Source organism: Pseudoalteromonas sp. G5_S1_14_S5 (assembly GCF_054968605.1).
This window is the reverse complement of sequence record NZ_JBQKUM010000008.1, coordinates 13,996-32,046: the sequence shown is the minus strand read 5'-3', so window position 1 is coordinate 32,046 and position 18,051 is coordinate 13,996. Positions and strand designations below refer to the sequence as shown.

21 protein-coding genes are annotated in these 18,051 nt (G+C 44.1%); 10 read left to right on the top strand and 11 right to left on the bottom strand.

The features are described from left to right. Position 1: 1 nt before the first annotated feature. The 3 genes from ACTRWI_RS04065 to ACTRWI_RS04055 form a co-directional block, all read right to left on the bottom strand. Positions 2–613, bottom strand: coding sequence for a hypothetical protein (locus ACTRWI_RS04065; RefSeq protein WP_446638987.1), 612 nt, complete (start codon positions 611–613; stop codon positions 2–4). A gap of 4 nt (positions 614–617) precedes the next feature. Continuing rightward, the gene (locus ACTRWI_RS04060; protein ID WP_086714988.1) at positions 618–1,322 is read right to left on the bottom strand and encodes a hypothetical protein; all 705 of its coding nucleotides are present in this window, start codon (positions 1,320–1,322) and stop codon (positions 618–620) included. 98 nt (positions 1,323–1,420) lie between these two features. Then, positions 1,421–2,137: a hypothetical protein gene (locus tag ACTRWI_RS04055; protein ID WP_499129581.1), complete on the bottom strand. Its 717-nt coding sequence runs from the start codon at positions 2,135–2,137 to the stop codon at positions 1,421–1,423. A gap of 206 nt (positions 2,138–2,343) precedes the next feature. Here ACTRWI_RS04055 and ACTRWI_RS04050 point away from each other — a divergent pair, with 206 nt between their 5' ends. The 8 genes from ACTRWI_RS04050 (at position 2,344) to ACTRWI_RS04015 (ending at position 10,049) form a co-directional block, all read left to right on the top strand. Continuing rightward, positions 2,344–3,423 carry a PD-(D/E)XK nuclease-like domain-containing protein gene (locus tag ACTRWI_RS04050; protein WP_086714990.1) on the top strand — a complete coding sequence of 360 codons (1,080 nt, stop codon included), beginning with the start codon at positions 2,344–2,346 and terminating at the stop codon, positions 3,421–3,423. Positions 3,424–3,438: 15 nt separating this feature from the next. Continuing rightward, a complete protein-coding gene (locus tag ACTRWI_RS04045) occupies positions 3,439–4,470 on the top strand; it encodes a recombinase RecT (RefSeq protein WP_499129580.1) in 1,032 nt (343 codons plus the stop codon). Continuing rightward, positions 4,470–5,555, top strand: coding sequence for a hypothetical protein (locus ACTRWI_RS04040; RefSeq protein ID WP_499129579.1), 1,086 nt, complete (start codon positions 4,470–4,472; stop codon positions 5,553–5,555). The genes ACTRWI_RS04045 and ACTRWI_RS04040 overlap by 1 nt, the downstream gene beginning before the upstream one ends. Positions 5,556–5,698: 143 nt before the next feature. Beyond that, positions 5,699–5,854 carry a hypothetical protein gene (locus ACTRWI_RS04035; RefSeq protein WP_154724030.1) on the top strand — a complete coding sequence of 52 codons (156 nt, stop codon included), beginning with the start codon at positions 5,699–5,701 and terminating at the stop codon, positions 5,852–5,854. A 108-nt stretch (positions 5,855–5,962) separates the two neighbouring features. Continuing rightward, positions 5,963–6,325, top strand: coding sequence for an RNA-guided endonuclease InsQ/TnpB family protein (locus ACTRWI_RS04030; RefSeq protein WP_499129578.1), 363 nt, complete (start codon positions 5,963–5,965; stop codon positions 6,323–6,325). Further along, positions 6,326–7,048 (top strand): RNA-guided endonuclease InsQ/TnpB family protein, encoded by a 723-nt coding sequence (locus ACTRWI_RS04025; protein WP_499129577.1) that lies wholly within the window; start codon positions 6,326–6,328, stop codon positions 7,046–7,048. 599 nt (positions 7,049–7,647) lie between these two features. Beyond that, the gene (locus tag ACTRWI_RS04020) at positions 7,648–8,907 is read left to right on the top strand and encodes a ParA family protein (RefSeq protein ID WP_081230251.1); all 1,260 of its coding nucleotides are present in this window, start codon (positions 7,648–7,650) and stop codon (positions 8,905–8,907) included. Positions 8,908–8,909: 2 nt separating this feature from the next. After that, complete coding sequence (locus ACTRWI_RS04015) at positions 8,910–10,049, top strand: ParB N-terminal domain-containing protein (RefSeq protein WP_499129576.1); 1,140 nt, start codon at positions 8,910–8,912, stop codon at positions 10,047–10,049. 183 nt (positions 10,050–10,232) lie between these two features. On the opposite strand, the gene ACTRWI_RS04010 is transcribed toward ACTRWI_RS04015, so the two are convergent. The 3 genes from ACTRWI_RS04010 to ACTRWI_RS04000 form a co-directional block, all read right to left on the bottom strand. Next, positions 10,233–10,469 carry a hypothetical protein gene (locus ACTRWI_RS04010; protein WP_086714996.1) on the bottom strand — a complete coding sequence of 79 codons (237 nt, stop codon included), beginning with the start codon at positions 10,467–10,469 and terminating at the stop codon, positions 10,233–10,235. Positions 10,470–10,529: 60 nt separating this feature from the next. Then, complete coding sequence (locus ACTRWI_RS04005) at positions 10,530–12,194, bottom strand: ATP-binding protein (RefSeq protein ID WP_499129575.1); 1,665 nt, start codon at positions 12,192–12,194, stop codon at positions 10,530–10,532. Positions 12,195–12,412: 218 nt separating this feature from the next. Then, positions 12,413–12,637: a hypothetical protein gene (locus tag ACTRWI_RS04000; RefSeq protein WP_081230246.1), complete on the bottom strand. Its 225-nt coding sequence runs from the start codon at positions 12,635–12,637 to the stop codon at positions 12,413–12,415. 391 nt (positions 12,638–13,028) lie between these two features. On the opposite strand from ACTRWI_RS04000, the gene ACTRWI_RS03995 reads away from it, so the two are divergent. Both ACTRWI_RS03995 and ACTRWI_RS03990 read left to right on the top strand, forming a co-directional pair. Next, complete coding sequence (locus ACTRWI_RS03995) at positions 13,029–13,571, top strand: hypothetical protein (RefSeq protein WP_499129573.1); 543 nt, start codon at positions 13,029–13,031, stop codon at positions 13,569–13,571. 9 nt (positions 13,572–13,580) lie between these two features. Continuing rightward, entirely contained in the window at positions 13,581–13,811 is a 231-nt protein-coding gene (locus tag ACTRWI_RS03990) for a hypothetical protein (protein WP_446638978.1), read from the top strand. A gap of 56 nt (positions 13,812–13,867) precedes the next feature. Here ACTRWI_RS03990 and ACTRWI_RS03985 read toward each other — a convergent pair whose 3' ends face one another. The 5 genes from ACTRWI_RS03985 to ACTRWI_RS03965 form a co-directional block, all read right to left on the bottom strand. Further along, a complete protein-coding gene (locus ACTRWI_RS03985; protein ID WP_446638977.1) occupies positions 13,868–14,383 on the bottom strand; it encodes a hypothetical protein in 516 nt (171 codons plus the stop codon). Position 14,384: 1 nt separating this feature from the next. Next, a complete protein-coding gene (locus ACTRWI_RS03980) occupies positions 14,385–15,743 on the bottom strand; it encodes a TraB/VirB10 family protein (RefSeq protein ID WP_086715001.1) in 1,359 nt (452 codons plus the stop codon). A gap of 12 nt (positions 15,744–15,755) precedes the next feature. Beyond that, the gene (locus ACTRWI_RS03975) at positions 15,756–16,943 is read right to left on the bottom strand and encodes a hypothetical protein (RefSeq protein ID WP_499129571.1); all 1,188 of its coding nucleotides are present in this window, start codon (positions 16,941–16,943) and stop codon (positions 15,756–15,758) included. Positions 16,944–16,951: 8 nt separating this feature from the next. After that, positions 16,952–17,620 (bottom strand): TraE/TraK family type IV conjugative transfer system protein, encoded by a 669-nt coding sequence (locus tag ACTRWI_RS03970; protein ID WP_499129570.1) that lies wholly within the window; start codon positions 17,618–17,620, stop codon positions 16,952–16,954. 62 nt (positions 17,621–17,682) lie between these two features. Further along, positions 17,683–18,012: a type IV conjugative transfer system protein TraL gene (locus ACTRWI_RS03965; RefSeq protein ID WP_081230239.1), complete on the bottom strand. Its 330-nt coding sequence runs from the start codon at positions 18,010–18,012 to the stop codon at positions 17,683–17,685. Positions 18,013–18,051 lie beyond the last annotated feature (39 nt).

Genomic DNA, 18,051 nt, shown 5'->3' with positions numbered 1-18,051 from the left:
CCTACTCAACAGCGTTGCCGTTTGTTGCCTTATCTACACGACGCTCTAAGTCTTTAAAAGCAATGTCCCTTGCTGCTCGAACGTCACGGAATAAGTCATCATTGCCATCATTGTTCGAATCGTATGGCATGAATGACAATAAGTAGACGCGGTACTGAGTACCTTCACGGATAATTTCTGTATCCGTTACGTCATAGTCAGAGAGCTGTGCGTTCGCCACCAGCTTATCGATTGTCTTTTCGGTCAACGATACGACTTTGCTTTCCGTCGTCGCTGAATTGGTTGTTTCTGATGTGTACGCACGTTCACTGCCCGATACGATTTGGCGATATTTCTTGGCCAATTCAAACTCAGCGTTAATCTTCGCTTTAGTTACCGCCATGTCTAAGTCAGAGCTCATTCCTGTTCCGGCTGCAAAAAAGCCTTCACCGTTAGACTTCGGTGGTTTCATGTACCAAGAAGGAATGTTACTCAGCGTCTCATCCACACGGTCAACCGTTGCGTCATGCTTCGCCTTTTCTACTTCCAATTTGGTCATGTCGTTAGATGCACAACCGACTGCCATGATTGAAATCATGAACGCAGCTAATGTTTTCTTTTGAGTCATTTTCATTGGTCTAGTCTCTTTTTAATGAATTAACGCTTTTGTTATACATACGCGAACTCATAGTTGAGAAAATAAATTGAAGTAGCGTTATAGCGACTGGGACTGTTGCGATGATTGCCCCAACACTCATCAAACCTGCCATTTCTTCCAGATAGATATTGACGCTTCTTAGAACGGTTGTGGTGTGTGAAGCTGCGTAGATTAAGCCGACATAAGTAAACACCCCAATCCACAGTGAGCCAGCCATTGCGATTTTGATGTCAGTGAGAGATGGAAGCATGTGCAGTGTTACTGAAGATAAAACCCAGATTAGAAACCACTGTTGCCACGCTGCTTTATTCATGAACAACGTTAGGTCAATTGTGTTGTTATTAAAAAGATACGGTGTCACTTGTGGTGAGAGGAAATACAGTGCGACGATGCCTGTGAAAATTGGGCCAATACTGACTATTACTTTTCGAATTGAACCGGAGATGGACATTGGGTATTCGTAATTTACGTAGCCGAGCACGGGATTATCTTGAGTCGGCATTTGAAACAGTTTCACTTCGGTTACCTTAAACCCAACCAATTTACACATCAGGTAATGTCCGAGTTCATGTAAAGGTACACCAACTATTCCCGTGATAAACACGAGTACTCTGCTCTTGTTGAAGCGCTCCATCAGATACTTAAGTACCCAAATGGCGGCAGCAATAGTTAGGAAGTGGATCATAGAGTTACCAATAAACGTAAAGACGGTAATAAGGTAACGTCTCCCTCAAACGATGTTTTCAATTAAAGAGCCAATTTTCGGGCGTTAATTGACAATATTTATTGTTGACTGTGCCGTGCGTCTATCTTTCGGACCTTTATTTTATACAACTCACACCAATGGAGCACTTGTTGAAGTCTTTCTGGTTTCGTAGATTCATCGATCAAAAGCGCAGCCGCATTAGAAAGCTGTAGCTGTTCAAAATTCAATAGCCGCCCAGCTACACGGCCATCATTGTCATAATCCGCGTTCAGCATCTTGGCTTGATATTGGCACTTTGGAAAGGTCGTATAAGGGGAGTCTGACAGTATCGCGACTTCTCCGGATACATTGCCCAGCAGCAGGCTGACTTTTTCCGTCACGGATAATTCACACTTCTGCCCACGCAGGTCGATAACAGAAAGTACAAACGGCGACTCGGGGACAAGCGTTCTTGCCCAAACACCATTGAGCTTCACATTTGAGGGCAGAGAATGTCTCGCAAAGATATTGAGAAACAACTCATCAGGAACAGCCTTTGGTCCTAAGTTTAACCGGGTGATTATAAATTTCTTCGGTATCTTACCGAGCTCCACCAGCGTGCTCGTGAGCATTGATTCCATTTCGGCTTCTTTCAACCACACCCCGCCTTGCTTTATCGGCAAGTTAAAGCAATCACCATAAAGTCCTTCACCATTTGCGAGCCCTTTCGATTTCAATATCAACGGCACACCTGCGCCACTGCCAGTATTTGTTCTGTGTTTGGCGTATGGAATTACATAGTTCATACCTAGCATATTCGTTGTCCATTTTTGATTCTGTCATCATTGGTTATACACCGATTTTGGACTGGTTTAGACAGTTAGGATTTCTTTCAAAGACATTGATATATATGGGCTAAAGACGAATTCACTAATTTTCAAAGTGGGGGGAGATTACTACTAAAAAACGGATTCCGTGATGTATATTCATAACATCACAAACAAGTTTAAGAAGGCATATTATGATTACTGAAATGATTAGCTCGCTAAGAGATTCGGTTACTCCATTCAAATTTGATGGTAGTACTTGTGATGTGCTTAAGGCATACAACAAAGATGGGTCCCCGAGCTGGCTTGATGAAAAAGATGAGCTCATCGAGGGGATTTACATTGGTATGGAGAACGAGGTTTACCATGCCCTACCCGCGTATTCATCATCTCAGTTGAAGCTGCTCGTAAAGAAATCCCCTGCCCACTTTTACAGAAAATACATAAGCGATATTGACCGTGGTAGAACCGTGTCGAAGTCGCTGCAACGCACCTTTGATGCAGGCACCTATGGTCATGAGTTGATCCTAGAGCCTCATGGGTTCTATGACCGTTATTACCGCGATATTGTGCCAGCTGATTACCCAAATGCCCTTAGAACGGTCGCAGAAATGCAAGCGCTTGTTGAGAAGCTTAACATCCCTAATGTGCCAAAAAGCGCTAATAAAGAGCGTTTGATGAAAGAGTTATTGGCAGTAGAACCGACCCTGCAATTTTGGGATACGGTTTTAGAAGAGCACAACAATAAGACTATCCATAAAGGAAAAAAAGCGATTGATGCCATTGTCTGGGACGATGCACACCGCGTACACGAAACATGTCGAGATAATGTTGATGCAGATGCATTGATTCAAGACGGGTTACCAGAGATCTCCTTTATCGCTCGTTGCCCAGAAACTGGCTTGTGGCTCAAGTGTCGCTTTGACTGGCTACGCTTCGACTGTATTGCCGTTGATGTAAAAACAACTGCGAGTACGGACCCTGATGCGTTTGCCAAGCAAGCGGGTAACTTGGGATATCACATTCAAGAAGCGTTCTATACCTACGTAGCAAGCTTGCTTGAGGTGAACTTGGGTGCCTTCTTGTTTGCATGCATTGAGTATGTCGATGCTGATTTATGTGAAGTCTATGACTTACAAAGAAAGGAAGAATCGATGATTAAGTTCAAAGATGGGCTACATTCATTGGCGACTTGCCTTTCTACAGGCGTATGGACAAAACGCGTGAATCTATCAGGAATCACTTCTATCACTATTCCGAAGTACTGCCGTTAATTGGAGGGCGCTATCATGACTAATCAATCTCTAGTATTACAAGCAGTCGAGGCTGCACGTCCTCATTTTTCGACTATCGTTGCTGAGAACCAATCGGGTCTTGATACAGACTTAGAGTTGGAATATGTCGCATACATTCTGGAAAGCTTTGGTGAGTCGATTACCTCTAATATGGATGCGAACTCAGTGTATTGGAGCATACTGAACCAAGCGACCATTGGTTTGTCTGTTGAGGAAGGCTTGAATCACGGCACCTTTTTGTATCGTCACGATTATGTATCGAATTTCTTCGTGTTGGAATTCATGCCGACATACCACGGACTGATTCACTTAGCGTTCGAGTCAGGTGAAATGGCGCAAGTTACAGCGGATCAAGTTTTTAGCAATGACCAATTTGTCTATCATGGCTCTCGTTCACTGCCTGAGCATTCTTCTCAAGGTGCCTATGCAAGTGGGGACTTACTATGTGCTTATGCTGTTGGGGAGACACTGGGAGGGCATGTTTATTGTGAAGCACTATCCCGTGAAGAGTTGGATGAGATCGAGCTTATGGCGGCTATGAGTTTCAGTTCTAACCAGTCGGTTTGGAATACTGCATTTGTTGGTCAGATGCGTAAGAAATCTGCAATTCGTAGAATGATGCGCTTGTTATTCAATCAACTCGGTTTCGATAAGCCTCATTACCGCAGTCGTATTAAAACGCTCATGAGCGTAGAAGATAATATGTGGACGAACATGAAATCCACCATGGACCACGAGATCGCTCGTGGAAAGAAAGAGAAGCAATTATTAAGTTCAAACCAAAACAACGTTCCTGTTAACACCTTTGGACAGCCAATCAAGAACACCAATACTGTGTGTACTTCAAAGGTAGTTACACACACAGGTGAGTCTGCTGCTGATTTGATTAAGCGTGCAGGTTCCACTGATGGACCAAAAATGGAATTTATTCCTCCGGTTCAAGATGCAACGGAACAACCGTCAACTGATAACCCATCGCCAACCACTCTTGGTTCTGATGGCTTTATGGGCGGGTGGGGGTACTAATGACGAACACTGAAACTTACAACGAACCTGAGCGACTGCCTACTGCGAATATCATCACGCAAGGGAAGAAGAATGTGTTCCTCACTCATTCTGTAGTGAGTGGTTGCTCCAAAAAACTGATCTACAAAACTAAGCGCAGCGATACCGGCTCTGTCAAAGAAGTTGAGTGTACTCAAGAGCAGGCCGATGTGTATATCCACCAGCAAGTCGTGAAGAGTTTGCGAACACATCCTGATGACATTAACTTGCCACGTATGTCTATGTTAGGTCTTCCCAAGGAATATAAGGCAGTGCGTGAAAGAGATGTACTGGTCCGTTTTCGAGTTCCCGAGGCGTCAATGTCTTGGATAGATAACGACATCCTCTCTGTTGACTCCACGACATGTTTCAATTCAGATTGCAGTTTTTTTCCTACTTCTGGCACAAGTAATTTTACCCTTGCTGTTCTGACCATTTACCCTGTGGATTCTGGATATTTTGCAACGTTGAAAACTGAACAAGGGTATACCGGTCTTCCTATGAGCCATTGGATGTCGTTAGTACCGATATGGCGAAAAACGATGGTGAAGACAGAAATTGCGATTCTGATTGATAGTGAAGCTCAATCTGATTTACCTGGTCTTGCAAAGATGGCGAATAAACGCGGGTATACTTGCCTCGGAGCGATATCTGGTTTCTTCAATAAAGTAGAAGGCAGTTCTGAAGCTCTCCTCAGTGAGCTATCTGCCTGTAAGCTGTTTGCTGATGCTCGTCTCCCGGTTGAACCTACTATGGACGATGAATTTGGGTTTGCCTTTTCCATGGCCACCAATTCTGTGTATCGATTCGATGCAAGACGCTCAATTTTACTGACCATCATTGATTTCGATTCAAGCACCAATACATGGGTACTTGGCTTTACTGATACCGGTGAGCGATTAACACAGATCCCTTATTTTTATGACGACTTCTTTACGATGGGTTACCAAATTGCTGTTGTGGCGAGTTTTCGTGAGCAAGAATTAGTGAAAGTCTTTAGCTATCAATTCCACTCTAGTTGTCTCGATGAAGAGTCCTCCTCAAGCCAGCTAGAGGCGACAATTTAATATTCGGTGCTCCACCTCTAAGCCATTCTCCCCCCGTTTTCTATTTTCGGCCCCTATTTATGCCTACCTAACGCCAATATGGGGGGAGGGGGTGTTTTGTTGATTTAGTATCTACTCATCAAAGACAACAAGGTGATAGATACATGAATACAACTAAAGTGCCGAGCACTCACTCTGATCACGACACACAACCTGTACCCAGTCAGTTAATTGAATCGATGGAACGCTTTGAATTTGATTCGATGACAGAAGCACAGGTAGAAACCGCTTTTGAATACCTCATGGAGCAAGTGTCGTAGAGTATATCTCCGGCATTTACCTGATTCTTGCGAAAAGCCCCTCCCTAGAATTATCTAAAGCACCTAGAGAGGAACCAACAACGTGAAAGCACTAGTTAATTGCGCCAAATGAAACGAGCATTCAAATACAGATTCTATCCTACTCAGCAGCAAGCCGAACTACTAGCAAAGTCGTTTGGCTGTTGTCGTTTTGTTTGGAATAACTCTCTTAAGCACCGTACAGATGCGTACTACGAGAGAGGTGAGTCTATTGCTCATTCAGCACTAGAGAAGCGATTAGTGCCTCTGATAGTAGAGTTTGAGTGGCTTAAAGAGGTATCGAGCGTCATCTTTCAGCAAGCATTGCGCGATCAGCAAGAAGCATTCAAAAACTTTTGGGATAAACGAGCCAAGTACCCAAAGTTCAAATCCAAACACGACAAGCAATCAATCAGACTGACCAAAGTCGCCTTTAAATATCGTGACGGTTAATTGTTCATTGCCAAGTCAAAGCAACCTTTAGATGTTCGTTGGTCGCGTGAGCTACCAAGCGAACCTAGCTCTATCACTATTTCAAAAGACAAAGCTGGTCGATACTTCGTGTCGATGCTTTGCGAGTTTGAATCTAAACCAATGCCTGTAACAGCTAAGACGGTAGGTATTGATTTGGGTTTAAATAACCTGTTCATCACAGATAGCGGTGAGAAAGTCGATAATCCTCGCCACACTAAACGCTACGAAAAGAAACTGGCATACCTACAGCGTAAACTAGCCAAGAAACAAAAAGGCAGTAAGAACCGCAACAAGGCACGCCAGAAAGTAGCACGCCTACATGTAAAAATTGCTGATAGTCGACTAGATAACCTCCACAAGTTGTCTCGCAAACTCATTAACGATAACCAAGTCGTTTGTGTCGAATCTCTAGCTGTGAAGAATATGATCCGCAATCCAAAACTGGCAAAGCATATCGCTGATGCTTCGTGGGGCGAGTTCGTCCGTCAATTGAAGTACAAAGCGGAATGGGCGGGACGCACTATCGCAGAGATAGAGCGTTTCTTTCCTAGCTCAAAGCGTTGTAATGGTTGCGGGTTCGTACACGAATCAATGCCGCTTGATATCCGTGAGTGGGACTGTCCTGATTGTGGACGCACCAATGACCGCGATATTAACGCAGCTATGAATATAAAAACCGTCGGGCTGGCGGTGTTAGCTTAGGGAGCGACTGGATCGGGGATTGGAGCAATCCAGTCTAGTGAAAGCGTGTCGAACTAAGAATTCCCTCCGTTTACGGATGGAAGAAGTCAACCGTGTTCTAATCTGTCATCATGACAGAATAGTAAGAGATTTTGATTGATTGGTGTGACTAGCTTCATTCTGGTTTGCTTTCATTTTGTTGGCATTTCCACATTCTCAACACACCTGTTTGGTCACTACTACAACAAAATTTCTTTCTCATATATTGAAGCCTAACATTCAGTCAGTTCCCGCGTTTATGTATCGCAGAGCTGACTTTTCGTATGTTAGTGGTGGCTTCAAACCCATTACTCCTTACTCACGCCCGTTTATGAATTGCACAACATGGCCGATAAATACAATGGTAGGACGCGTCCTACTATTTTAAGTTGTTGTTTTTATTGTGTTTTGTTTTTTTCTCTATCGTTTCCCTATCTTTTGCAGAAAATTACATCATTAGTTTAAAATTGTATCGTAAGTCGAATTTTAATGAATTTATCCAAAATTGACTTATTATATCTTTTCTTACCTTTAATATTGGTTCATACTAGCTTTCAAACAGGCCACTGGTGGATATTGCTATGGGAACAATGACAGAGAAACAGCTCAAGACGCTTGAATTAGTTGACGAACTTGGGGACGGAGGTGCTAAATTCTTGGAATTGCGCCGCGAAACAAATGAAAAGCAACCTCGTTCTTTCACACAAGCTGAGGCATTGAAGTACCTCGAATGTTCTCAAAAGGTATTGACCGATTTAACGAAAGCGTTAGGTATCGATCCTAAACGCTATGCTGAGGTGGGTATTCAGTACTACCTGACTCTTGAAGAGCTGTACTTGATCCGCGATAACATGCCGAATACCACCGTTCTTAAGAAAAGACACAAACCATTCCAAAGAACAGCGAAACAAAAGACGCAGATTATTGCCGTTCAAAACCAAAAGGGCGGGGTATCTAAAACGTCACTGGCCAATGCAATAGCGACAGGTTTATCGATTAACTATCATGTTGGTTACAAGATCTGTCTTATTGATATGGATGGCCAGTCAACCCTGACGAGTTTCTACCCTCCAGTTCATAAACACGAAACCAAACACATTGAGCGAAATGGTGCTAAGTATATTTCAGACGCTCGCACCAGCATTGGCGACTTGATGGCACTTGATCCAAATACAGACACGTTTCAGGACGAGGTTCGTAACGCCGTTTCAGATACGCTCATCCCCAATCTGAAAATTATCCCTGCGTCTCAGTCCGATAGAGACTCGGAATCTTTGAGTGCCAGTAACCAATTAGCGGGACAGAACGTTGACCCTACAACCCGTTTGAAAAACATCTTAGATGCTCTCGACGGTGAGTTTGACATTATCCTAATTGATACGCCGCCTTCATTGGGCTTTGCTACGTTGAACAGCTACTTCGCTGCAACTAGCGTGTTGATTCCGTGTAAGGCGGAACATAATGATACCGATGCGACCTGCGCCTACTTTCAATATCTGGATAGCATCATTGGTAACTTCATTGCTAAAGGTCATCAAGGCTACGATTTTGCGAAGATTGTCATTTCGAATTGGAAGGGCAGTGACTCGGAACTGGACATTTTCAATGCTCTAGTCAGTCAGTTTGGTGATGCAGTGTTGTCGACCAAAATGAAACACAGTGAAGCTGTTAAACGTTGTGCGTCTGAGCATAGCAGTGTTTTCGAATTCTCTAGGTCAATGGACAGTAAGAAAGGCAAAGCGTTAGAAGCGGCACAGGCGAACTGTAAAGAAGTCGTGGCCGACATTCATAAGCTGATAACGGACGTTTGGAAACAACAGGACAAAGGTGAGGAGCAATAATCATGGCCAATAATCGTCTAAAGAAAATCGCTGCAGCTAACGCTGCTAAGGCTGCTAAGGCCGCACAAGAATCACCTTCATTCGCTGAACCTGAAGTGGAGAGTGTGTCGAGCTCACAACGCAAGCCCCAAGCCTTCATGGAGGGTAATGAGCGCGAAATCACTATGACCTTAGCACAGGGGAAGTTGGCTTCCATTGAAGCTTCGCTAAAGGAGGGCGGCATTAGTCTCCAAGAGTTTTTAACTGAGACTAAGAAGCTGGACTTTACGCAAACAGGTCGCGAGATTAAGTCTATTGATGGTACAAGCTACCGTGCTATCCAACGTACCTTGTCATACGATGATATTATGACTTTGGTTAGGATTGACGTGGACAACGTTCGTGAACAGTCGAGCCGCAATACGATTCAACTCAACAAGATGAGTGATGAAATCGAGTTCGGTATGCAAATTTCACCTGTACTTGCTTACCAAGGTGAAGATGGCCTGATCTACGTCGTGGATGGCTCATGTCGTACTGATATTGCCATGGATAAAAAAGTGGGGCTGGACTTTGAAATATTAGATCAAATCCCAACACCTGAAACCATTACCTGGCTGGTGGCGTCGTCTGACATCAAAACGTCTTTCAATTACTACGAAAAGGGCAAGCTCTATTCTCGTTTGATGGAAGTGAATGATTGGTCGGCGTACAAATTAGAGAAAGAACGTCTATACGAAAAATCAGACATCTCACTCTCCCTCGCTATCTACTCGATGCCTGACAGTCTGAAGAGCCTGTTTTCAAACTATGCCTTTAGTAGCCGAGATGCCAAGTTCCTTCGTAAATTGATCGGCACGGTTTCTGAGAGTGAAGATAAGCAAAGTGCCTTCACGAAATGGATTGACGAAAACCGCTCAGAATTCGAAGCAATGAATGCAGAGGAAGTGAACAAAGAGCTTATTGCACGGTTGAAAGATTGGAGTCCTGTTTCTCCTAAATTGGGGGGCATTAATAAGGAACCTCAATCGTGGGCAAAGAATGGGAAGGTATCGGTATCATTCCAAGTCGTGAGTAAAACAAAGTCGAAAATTGAACTGAACAATGCAACGCCTGAGCAGATTGCTCAATTGGAAGAGTTCAGCAAAACTTTGTTTGGTTAGGGCGGTAATTGGGTAGTAGGACGCGTCCTACTATAAACTCAGTAGCATAATGACCTCTTGATGCTGGTGGTCAAGCAGCCATGTAATGAAAGGGCTGTGCTATAACACGATACGAACTCGACTCTGCGGTCTATTGTGGATTCAAAAAAAAAGCTCCCGATGGGAGCTTCCAATAACGATAAGTTATTGATTAAGAGCGTCTTGTAACTGCCCTAATACAAATGCCTTATCTTCTTCACTCTTTAAGTCTAGGGCTTCAATAAACCCTACACTGTTAATGAGTTCCTGCAATTTAACTTTATCCAAAGTTGGGCCAATTAACTCAAGGATATTGTGTAACATATCGACTTGAGCGTAAGGACCATATCCCCGACCCAATTCATGAGAATGGTCGATGAGGGAGTCAGTAAATGAGTTCATAGTCACTCCATACTTGGTGTTCTACCGTACAAAGACAGGTAGGTTGGCGGGTTAGTGTGGTTACTTAGTTTCGGTAACTACAATGTCAGTTCCTGAAAACGAAACAGTGAACGTCAGATTGTTGAGCGTTTGCTTCATACCAGAGCCCCTGAACGCTTCATCAAGCACTTTTTCAATCAACACTTCAGGGCTTGACGCTCTGAGGTTGCTGTACAACTTCTCAAGCAGATAATTGTCGTGGTCTTTGTCACTTTCACAAAAACATCCCCATTCATCATCGTAATCGGCATAGATCCCTAGTGCGGTCGATAAATCTTCTTTTTCTGGAATAATCAACGTTCCATAATCAAATTCATCACCTGACACGACTACGGCATCCGTTTCTATTACTACCTGCCCATATTCACCTTTCAGAATGTATTGGTCGCACAGAACGATAGGTATTGAATACTTACCATTGAGCGTGGCCACCGAAGTAGGGTTAACCAATTCGATACTGACATCGAGTTCACTCACTTCACGGATTTCACACTGGTGGATCCAATGGTCTGCATGCAAGCCCCTCACGTTGACAAACAACACATTATCTAAATACATCAGGTAGTTGATGTTGATGGTTTCGTCTTCACTATCATGCTCCGGGAGCGCAAAGAGTAAAGATGATTCCACTTCAGCGCGAGACATCGGCTGTTTAAGTTGGCTATGTTCTACGCCATCATATCCAGCGAGTCCGAGCTCGTAACTTTTGCTTTCCCCAATCTCTCGCTTCGTTAAATAGTCAACGTTGTTGAGAACTTGCGGGGCATAGTTAATGGCTTTTCTCCATAGTAATCGGTCAAACGCAAACGACTGGCCAAGACGTTTCAGTTCTTTTTGGAGGAACTGCATCATCAGGGTTTGAACACTCGTTCGAATTGATTGCTTGACAGTTTCTGCATCTAACAATTCAGCTCGATCAGGCATTCTTGCTTTTACATCGTCGTTCAAGTGAACGATATGATGAGGGTTTAACTGGTTTGAACTGGTGACCGCATTGGTGCTAGAAATCAGTGCGCCTTGCAGGTATGCCAGCCAAGATAAACCGTTGTGTTTAGTGTCAAAATAGATACTCCCGTATTCGAATTTGTGCTCGATGTATTGGGTCGAACTTTCTAAAGTCATTCTTGAGTGATGTTTAAACATCAGTACTCTATTAAGAACGACGTCAATGTCATAGCCTTCACCAATTCGATCAACCTCACGGTCATATTTGCTAGAAGTTAAATAGCCAAATAAAGCGTCGGAAATGCCTTCCATTAGAATCAATGTACCTTTACCGAGTGGGCTATCTTCGATTTCTATAGATTCACCTGAAACGATGTCTTCAGTACTTGCTGAGAGCCTTTGATGCTGACTTTGAATCGTGATGTGTTCGCACGCAAACAAAGTGCTTAAAAAGCCCATACCATATGGGTTGCATTTAGCCACATCGCTTGACCAACCGGATTCTGCAACCGACAGAAGCTTTTGCATGTCAGTGATACCTGAACCATCGTCCAGTACGGTTAAGTTCGCACGGCCATTTTCTACTGAAGTCGTGAAGGAAATGGTTGTGGCGTTGGCGCGAGAGGCGTTCTGAATCAATTCATTGATCACTTTTCCGGTGTTGGAAAAAATGGCACCAAGGTTCGCGAGAAAATTGGATTCGTTAATTTTGATTTGAACTGATTTGTTTGAGTTAGTCATAGTCTTATCCTCGATACAGGGTAGGTAATGAATCTGCGAAGTACTGGGTGAGCACAACACAAGGGGTTACAAGCCGGTTAAAAGTGCGTTCAACGAGACATCAATGTCTGAAGGAGCATTTGACCGGGAAGGTTCATCCGGTGGGATGAGGCTCGTTGTCATTGTTGGACAATGAGGTTGGTTCGTTGCTGGTGGAAGTACCAGGTACTAACAGGGGGTTAGACTCTGTGTTTGTGAATAGTAAACGTTAGCCAAAGGGTAATGCCTGCTGAAGCCCAAGAGAGTAGGGTGATCAACAAAACATGACGCCATGTTTTACAGAATTCGACCACATCATGGAATGCAGAAGGGAACTCTGTGCCACGAACAACAAGAACAGGGTGAATACAGAAATAAACCGTCGCTAAACCAAATAATATGGTGAACAAAGTGCTTAATTTCATGGATAGTTCCTCACGGGTAGGTGATATCGCAGGTACACAAAAAACACCCAAGGGTGTGTGTTGAACCGTTGATTGGGGGTAATTACGGGTAGTAATGCGAGTGAGTAACTCTTGTTGGTGTCAAAGTGCATTGACAGTAAGGGACATGCAAAGCATGGGAGAATTGGAAGCTCTCCAGCTTGGAGAAAACGATCACTAATACTAGTGATGATGTTTTCGGGTTGAACCGTATCAATCTAGCGTATGGGGCTGAAATAAATGGCAATTAACGAATCCAAAATACATGTTTCGAGCACTCGTTCAGTGGGTTACGTACTAAATGGGGGGAGATTGCTAGGCCAGGTATGGGAAACGTCGTATATTGAATTCAACGAATAGCCTGGGAGCAACAATGGAGAATGAAGTAAAGCGGGTAAAATGGCATAGCCATGGATGTCGTGAGCTGATTGATGTGATGAGTTCATTGTCTCTAGGTGACATCCAATATCTGTGTGAGCAGCCAAGCCCAGTCACCACTGAATTTATTGACGAGTTCGCTCATTCAAAATGTTATGTCTTGTGCGAGGATTTGATTGTGGCTGGAGAACGTAGCCGGTTCCCGATTCGAGGTGTGATTCTGTCTGAGTATGGCGTTGACCTTCATTACCTCAATGCTTTTGATATTGAAGGGCAAACGATATATATCGATGCCTATGGCCTATTTACACGTATTGAAGATATCTCAAGGCGCTATCAGATCGACGAAGCAAACATGACGGTTTTTGAGTTCGACTTTTATGGACTACAGTGCCGAAACCCTGACATGCCAGTCGTAGTCCTTCGGGAAACATTAGATGCGCTTAGACATGGTATTGGTTCTCCCGTGGACTACGTTCGCTTTAGAGACAATGCTTGTCGTCACTTGTTATTGAATATTCAAAATGAAATTAACTAGGAGGGAAGTATGTTAGCTCAGTATTTTGATCGTATAGATGAAAGCATCGACGCGTTGCTGGCCACCGACTTAACAGAGACTCAGAAAAAAGCGATCTTGGCGTTGGTGAAAGACTCTAGCGAAGAGGTGTTGGCCTCATACAACAGAGCGGTTCGAGCAGAAACCAAAGTCAATGTTATGAAGACGAAGTATGACTCGATCTGTTTGAGTGCGATGGATGCCGCGAGTGGGGTGCATTAAAAAAGGCCACTGTGAAAGTGGCCAAGCTGTGTTGTTTGCTTGTTTTATTGGTTTTGTTACTCCGATTGTTGCGAAGCCAGCCTGTTCATTTCATCGACGGACATTAGCTTAACGACAAGAGAATCTGGTAACTGACCATGCACACTAGCTGCAGGTAGCACCACTTTCCCTTCAGAGTTCAATATCTGGATCATGTTGTTGTTATATTTTTCTATAGCAGCAAAATCATAACCCTGAGATTTAAGAGCCGAAAACGCTTTACCAAACGGGTAAAACACAATGGGGTGTTGGCTCAATGACGTTTCACTTTGTTTGTCGATCACCATCATGGCATAAGCCATTACCCCTGATAGGACCATTAACCACACTACGATGATCTTCGGCAATAGATTTGACGTCTTACTTTCCGTTTGCGTTGGCGTTGCTTCAATCACGGTCGGTTCTTCGTCGCCTTTAGGTTCGTCGGGCATTGTTGGTTTTGATGCCTTCTCAATGAGTTGTTCAAGCTCCTGACTGGAATTCGACGCCTCAGTTGGTTGGTCATTTTTCTTTTCATTATCACCAGTGGCCATATTAGATCTCCTTAAACGTCAGTTTTAAAGGGGCTTGAAGTAGGAAGGTCACTTCTTGCATTGCTGGTACGTCAACGGTTGGCCAGATTTCTTCCAACATTTTTACGTAGTATTCCGAAATGCGGTCCAAAGATGAGGCGCCGCCTTGGAGTACTGCCGAGGTGCCTAGTGTCCCTAGATCGGGTGTTTGAAAGCCTGTTCCGTCAGAGTTGATGTCGACACCCGGCACCCTTGATGGGGCAATACCTTGTGCCAGTCCAGAAAAGAAACCCGCCCACATGGAGCCTTTCAATACTTCACCGTTTCGAGCAACTAACGTGCCTGGAATCCCTGCCTGACCGTCAGAGCCAGTAGCAAAGCCTTGCGCCGCTGCTTCTGCAGTGAGTCCGTCCTCATCGATGCAGACCACTTTTTCTAGTCTCATGTAGGCTCTGCGGTCTGACAATTGACCAATGCCGGATAATAGTGCCTGACAGTCTCTTAGGTCAGCACGATAACCATTTGGCAATAGTGCATCTGTCTTGATTCGCATGACCGCCGGAAGGGGCTCTCTCGCTGAACCAATACTGGTTGGAGCTTGCATGCCTGATAGCAAAGTGCCGGTTACAAGGCTGGTGGTTGGCAATGAAATTGAATACCCTTTTTGCTCAGGTTTTTGCTGATAGTTCTTCAAGGCAGCAGCCAACTCCATTTCTTTTTGATTCAATGCCTCACGTTTTTGCGCCTCTGACATTTCATCTTCATCGACCAGTTGGTTCGCTTCTACTAAGGTTTTTACACGCCCGTCTTGCAACAAAATCGCATCATTCCCTTCATCGACACTTCGAATGCCTGCAAGCGCTGGGGGAGGGGAGCTGCGCAACTGGCTCACTTGTTGGTTCGGCACGCCATTAGCATCGACAGTGATTTCCGTTGCGTTCCCGTGTCGATCTACAACGACTTGGCGGCCTTGTCGGATTTGGTTCGGATCATAGTTGGTTCTTTCCAATTGGCGTTTGCCTGACTTCCATTCGGCAATCTCAGCATCTTGATCTGCCATTTTTTGACGAAGACCATCGACCTCTTGTTTTAACTGGTCGTACTGGTAATTGTCATTGCGTGCCGACGACTTTTTATCGATAGCCGAAATTTCAACTAAGGCGTCACGAACTCCGTCAACGTCTTCCCTCTCTAGTTGGGTACGTGTGCTCGAAGGCATGAACACTTTTTCGATTTTATTCGCGTCGGCGTTCGGTCGTTGAATTTTGCCCGGATGAATAAATTGCATCGCAACATAGGCGGCAGGAACAATACAGACGCCAATTACCCCATATCGGAAATTTTTGTTGGTTTCCCAAAGTTCTTTAAAGTTAATCTTCATGGTTCACCTCGATTAATCCAGAAGTGATGGACGTTCATTGCGAGAATGCATACGTTGGTAGTACAGTCGGTCGCGCAATACATATACTTCGGTTTTTTCTGATGGCTTTAAGGTCGCTTTGTTTAAGATACCCGTTGCGATCACGTCATCATCTACCCAGCAATCCTGCTCTCGCAAAACCACATTGCGATTCGAAACGTTTTCAACCAATACAATGTCAACGATTCGTCGAGACGATATTAAACGTTGTTTCGTCTCTGCATATGTTCCAAACCGACAAGGACGTAACGCGTCTCGCGGAATGTTGGTCTGCAAGTCAAAACCTGTAGGTGTTGCTTTTCCTGCCGTTTGCGCAAACAGTTTGTTGATACCCTCGACGTATGCAGATGACTTAACTTCAGGATCACTGGCAATGGCCAATTCAGATTCCATATCTTGAATGCGTTTTTCTTGCTCAATTTTATCCTGTTCTTTTGACGCCAATACGCGGTTCACTTTTGCTTGTAATGCTTTGTTGTATCGGACATCGACTTGTACCATTGCAGGCATGACATCAAGTGGCCAAATCGTTAAGTTTACTTGGGTTTCAGGCACCCCTTTTTCGAACATAATGATATTAAAAGGGGCATCGTTGTTAGATGTGAAATAGATAAAGCTACCATCCACTTTCATGACCACATTGGGATCTGAACTGCGAATGTTAATTTCTTTGAAAGAGGTGCGAATACTGTTGAGAATGTACTTTGCTGCAGGCAACGTAATATTGTCTGAAGGGCGTAGTTTGTATTTCTGAACTGGCTTAAACTTTTTCGCCATTTGTCGCTGCATACGTTCGAATGCAGTCAGAGAAGGTTTCGGTGGTATGGCCGCTGATGGTGTTGCGACAATCACGTTCTTGCCTGATTGGGTGACTCTTCCAAATTCATCGACGGAATTTGTGCTGACAATAGGCTGCTTGGCAGCTGGGTCATTGACAGGAGTGAATTGACTTAATGACTCTTGCTTATCGGTCGGTAAAGATTTGACTACTTGGTCAACCATTGCCGCAACAGCCGCTTTATTTTCTGGTTGCGTTGTTTGTCGCTCCACTTTAGAGCCAACAGGTTCAATAGGGATGACGTTTTGGTTTGCCATTGCACCGAATGATAACGTGGCACAAACCAAGGTCGTATATCTGGCAAGTTGATGTAAATTTTTCATAACGGGACCTACTTGTCTTGCTTGCGTTCGATACGATTGCGTTCTATCTGCGGAGCGCCTTCGTATTGGTCAATGGACTGCATTTTTGGACTACCGTGTGCATTGGCAATCTTGAGTTCGTATGTCCAACGTACTGCACGGCGTTCATTGCTTTTATTGCCGCGTTTCTTTCGCTCGGTAAGCTTACGCTCTCCGTAAACAATCACTTTGTCGTATTTGTTGTCGTAGAAGACATCTAATACGTTGAACTCTTGCACTTGGTCCCTGATGTCTAAAGCTTTCACATGACTGATCACTTGCTCATTCAATGCTTCGTAATCTCGAATGGAGAGCATTGGTTTGAGCGTATCTAAGACAATATCCACATTACGGACATTCACGTTACCAAGCATGCTGGCAATGAATATGCCCCACTGCTTTTTGTAACCTGAGTTGGCTTTGTTGCCGATCATGACAATTTCTTCAGAGAAATTAGGCGGGGTAACAACGGTGATGGGTTTCGCTGTCATTACCTTAAACGCTAGAAACGCGCAGATAATGATGGACAGCCCCATCATTTTTGTCATTTTGTTACTGTGGTCGATGGCTGCTTGCCAAGAACGTTGGACATTCGAATCTGAATCATGCTCCAGTTCAGACTCATCCTGCCCCTTTTTTTTGCGGTTAAATATATTCATAGCAAACCTCAAACTTTTGCTAAAACAACACATAGAATTTAAAAACGGATCGCTACAAAGAGTTAGCGAAAATAAGTACGGTTAAATGCTTCTGGAAACGATTTACGGGATTTAAAGTTAATGATTCCAGCCCACCACAACATGTGTTTGAGCCGACCTTTGGGATAGTTATCTTTGACCCATGAATAGGCGAGAGCGAGAAGAATGGCGATTCCACCGATAAGTAACAGGTTCTTGCTGATGTGTCCGATAGCGATACCGACAAGCAAAATCCCCGCTGTATCCGACTCCATTCCGATCACCGATTGTTTGTCGTTTACTCGAAGTGGCACATAGGTTTGATTGTTCGGTAGTTGAGGACGAGCATCATTATTGATGTCTAACTTACTCATATGACCCCCTTATGTACTTCTGGGCCTCTTCTATAAGGC

What these genes read in the sequence shown, in the direction of transcription:
- ACTRWI_RS04065 (WP_446638987.1), bottom strand. Translation starts at nt 613, where the DNA reads ATGAAAATGACTCAAAAGAAAACATTAGCTGCGTTCATGATTTCAATC.
- ACTRWI_RS04060 (WP_086714988.1), bottom strand. Translation starts at nt 1,322, where the DNA reads ATGATCCACTTCCTAACTATTGCTGCCGCCATTTGGGTACTTAAGTAT.
- ACTRWI_RS04055 (WP_499129581.1), bottom strand. Translation starts at nt 2,137, where the DNA reads ATGCTAGGTATGAACTATGTAATTCCATACGCCAAACACAGAACAAAT.
- ACTRWI_RS04050 (WP_086714990.1), top strand. Translation starts at nt 2,344, where the DNA reads ATGATTACTGAAATGATTAGCTCGCTAAGAGATTCGGTTACTCCATTC.
- ACTRWI_RS04045 (WP_499129580.1), top strand. Translation starts at nt 3,439, where the DNA reads ATGACTAATCAATCTCTAGTATTACAAGCAGTCGAGGCTGCACGTCCT.
- ACTRWI_RS04040 (WP_499129579.1), top strand. Translation starts at nt 4,470, where the DNA reads ATGACGAACACTGAAACTTACAACGAACCTGAGCGACTGCCTACTGCG.
- ACTRWI_RS04035 (WP_154724030.1), top strand. Translation starts at nt 5,699, where the DNA reads ATGAATACAACTAAAGTGCCGAGCACTCACTCTGATCACGACACACAA.
- ACTRWI_RS04030 (WP_499129578.1), top strand. Translation starts at nt 5,963, where the DNA reads ATGAAACGAGCATTCAAATACAGATTCTATCCTACTCAGCAGCAAGCC.
- ACTRWI_RS04020 (WP_081230251.1), top strand. Translation starts at nt 7,648, where the DNA reads ATGGGAACAATGACAGAGAAACAGCTCAAGACGCTTGAATTAGTTGAC.
- ACTRWI_RS04015 (WP_499129576.1), top strand. Translation starts at nt 8,910, where the DNA reads ATGGCCAATAATCGTCTAAAGAAAATCGCTGCAGCTAACGCTGCTAAG.
- ACTRWI_RS04010 (WP_086714996.1), bottom strand. Translation starts at nt 10,469, where the DNA reads ATGAACTCATTTACTGACTCCCTCATCGACCATTCTCATGAATTGGGT.
- ACTRWI_RS04005 (WP_499129575.1), bottom strand. Translation starts at nt 12,194, where the DNA reads ATGACTAACTCAAACAAATCAGTTCAAATCAAAATTAACGAATCCAAT.
- ACTRWI_RS04000 (WP_081230246.1), bottom strand. Translation starts at nt 12,637, where the DNA reads ATGAAATTAAGCACTTTGTTCACCATATTATTTGGTTTAGCGACGGTT.
- ACTRWI_RS03995 (WP_499129573.1), top strand. Translation starts at nt 13,029, where the DNA reads ATGGAGAATGAAGTAAAGCGGGTAAAATGGCATAGCCATGGATGTCGT.
- ACTRWI_RS03990 (WP_446638978.1), top strand. Translation starts at nt 13,581, where the DNA reads ATGTTAGCTCAGTATTTTGATCGTATAGATGAAAGCATCGACGCGTTG.
- ACTRWI_RS03985 (WP_446638977.1), bottom strand. Translation starts at nt 14,383, where the DNA reads ATGGCCACTGGTGATAATGAAAAGAAAAATGACCAACCAACTGAGGCG.
- ACTRWI_RS03980 (WP_086715001.1), bottom strand. Translation starts at nt 15,743, where the DNA reads ATGAAGATTAACTTTAAAGAACTTTGGGAAACCAACAAAAATTTCCGA.
- ACTRWI_RS03975 (WP_499129571.1), bottom strand. Translation starts at nt 16,943, where the DNA reads ATGAAAAATTTACATCAACTTGCCAGATATACGACCTTGGTTTGTGCC.
- ACTRWI_RS03970 (WP_499129570.1), bottom strand. Translation starts at nt 17,620, where the DNA reads ATGAATATATTTAACCGCAAAAAAAAGGGGCAGGATGAGTCTGAACTG.
- ACTRWI_RS03965 (WP_081230239.1), bottom strand. Translation starts at nt 18,012, where the DNA reads ATGAGTAAGTTAGACATCAATAATGATGCTCGTCCTCAACTACCGAAC.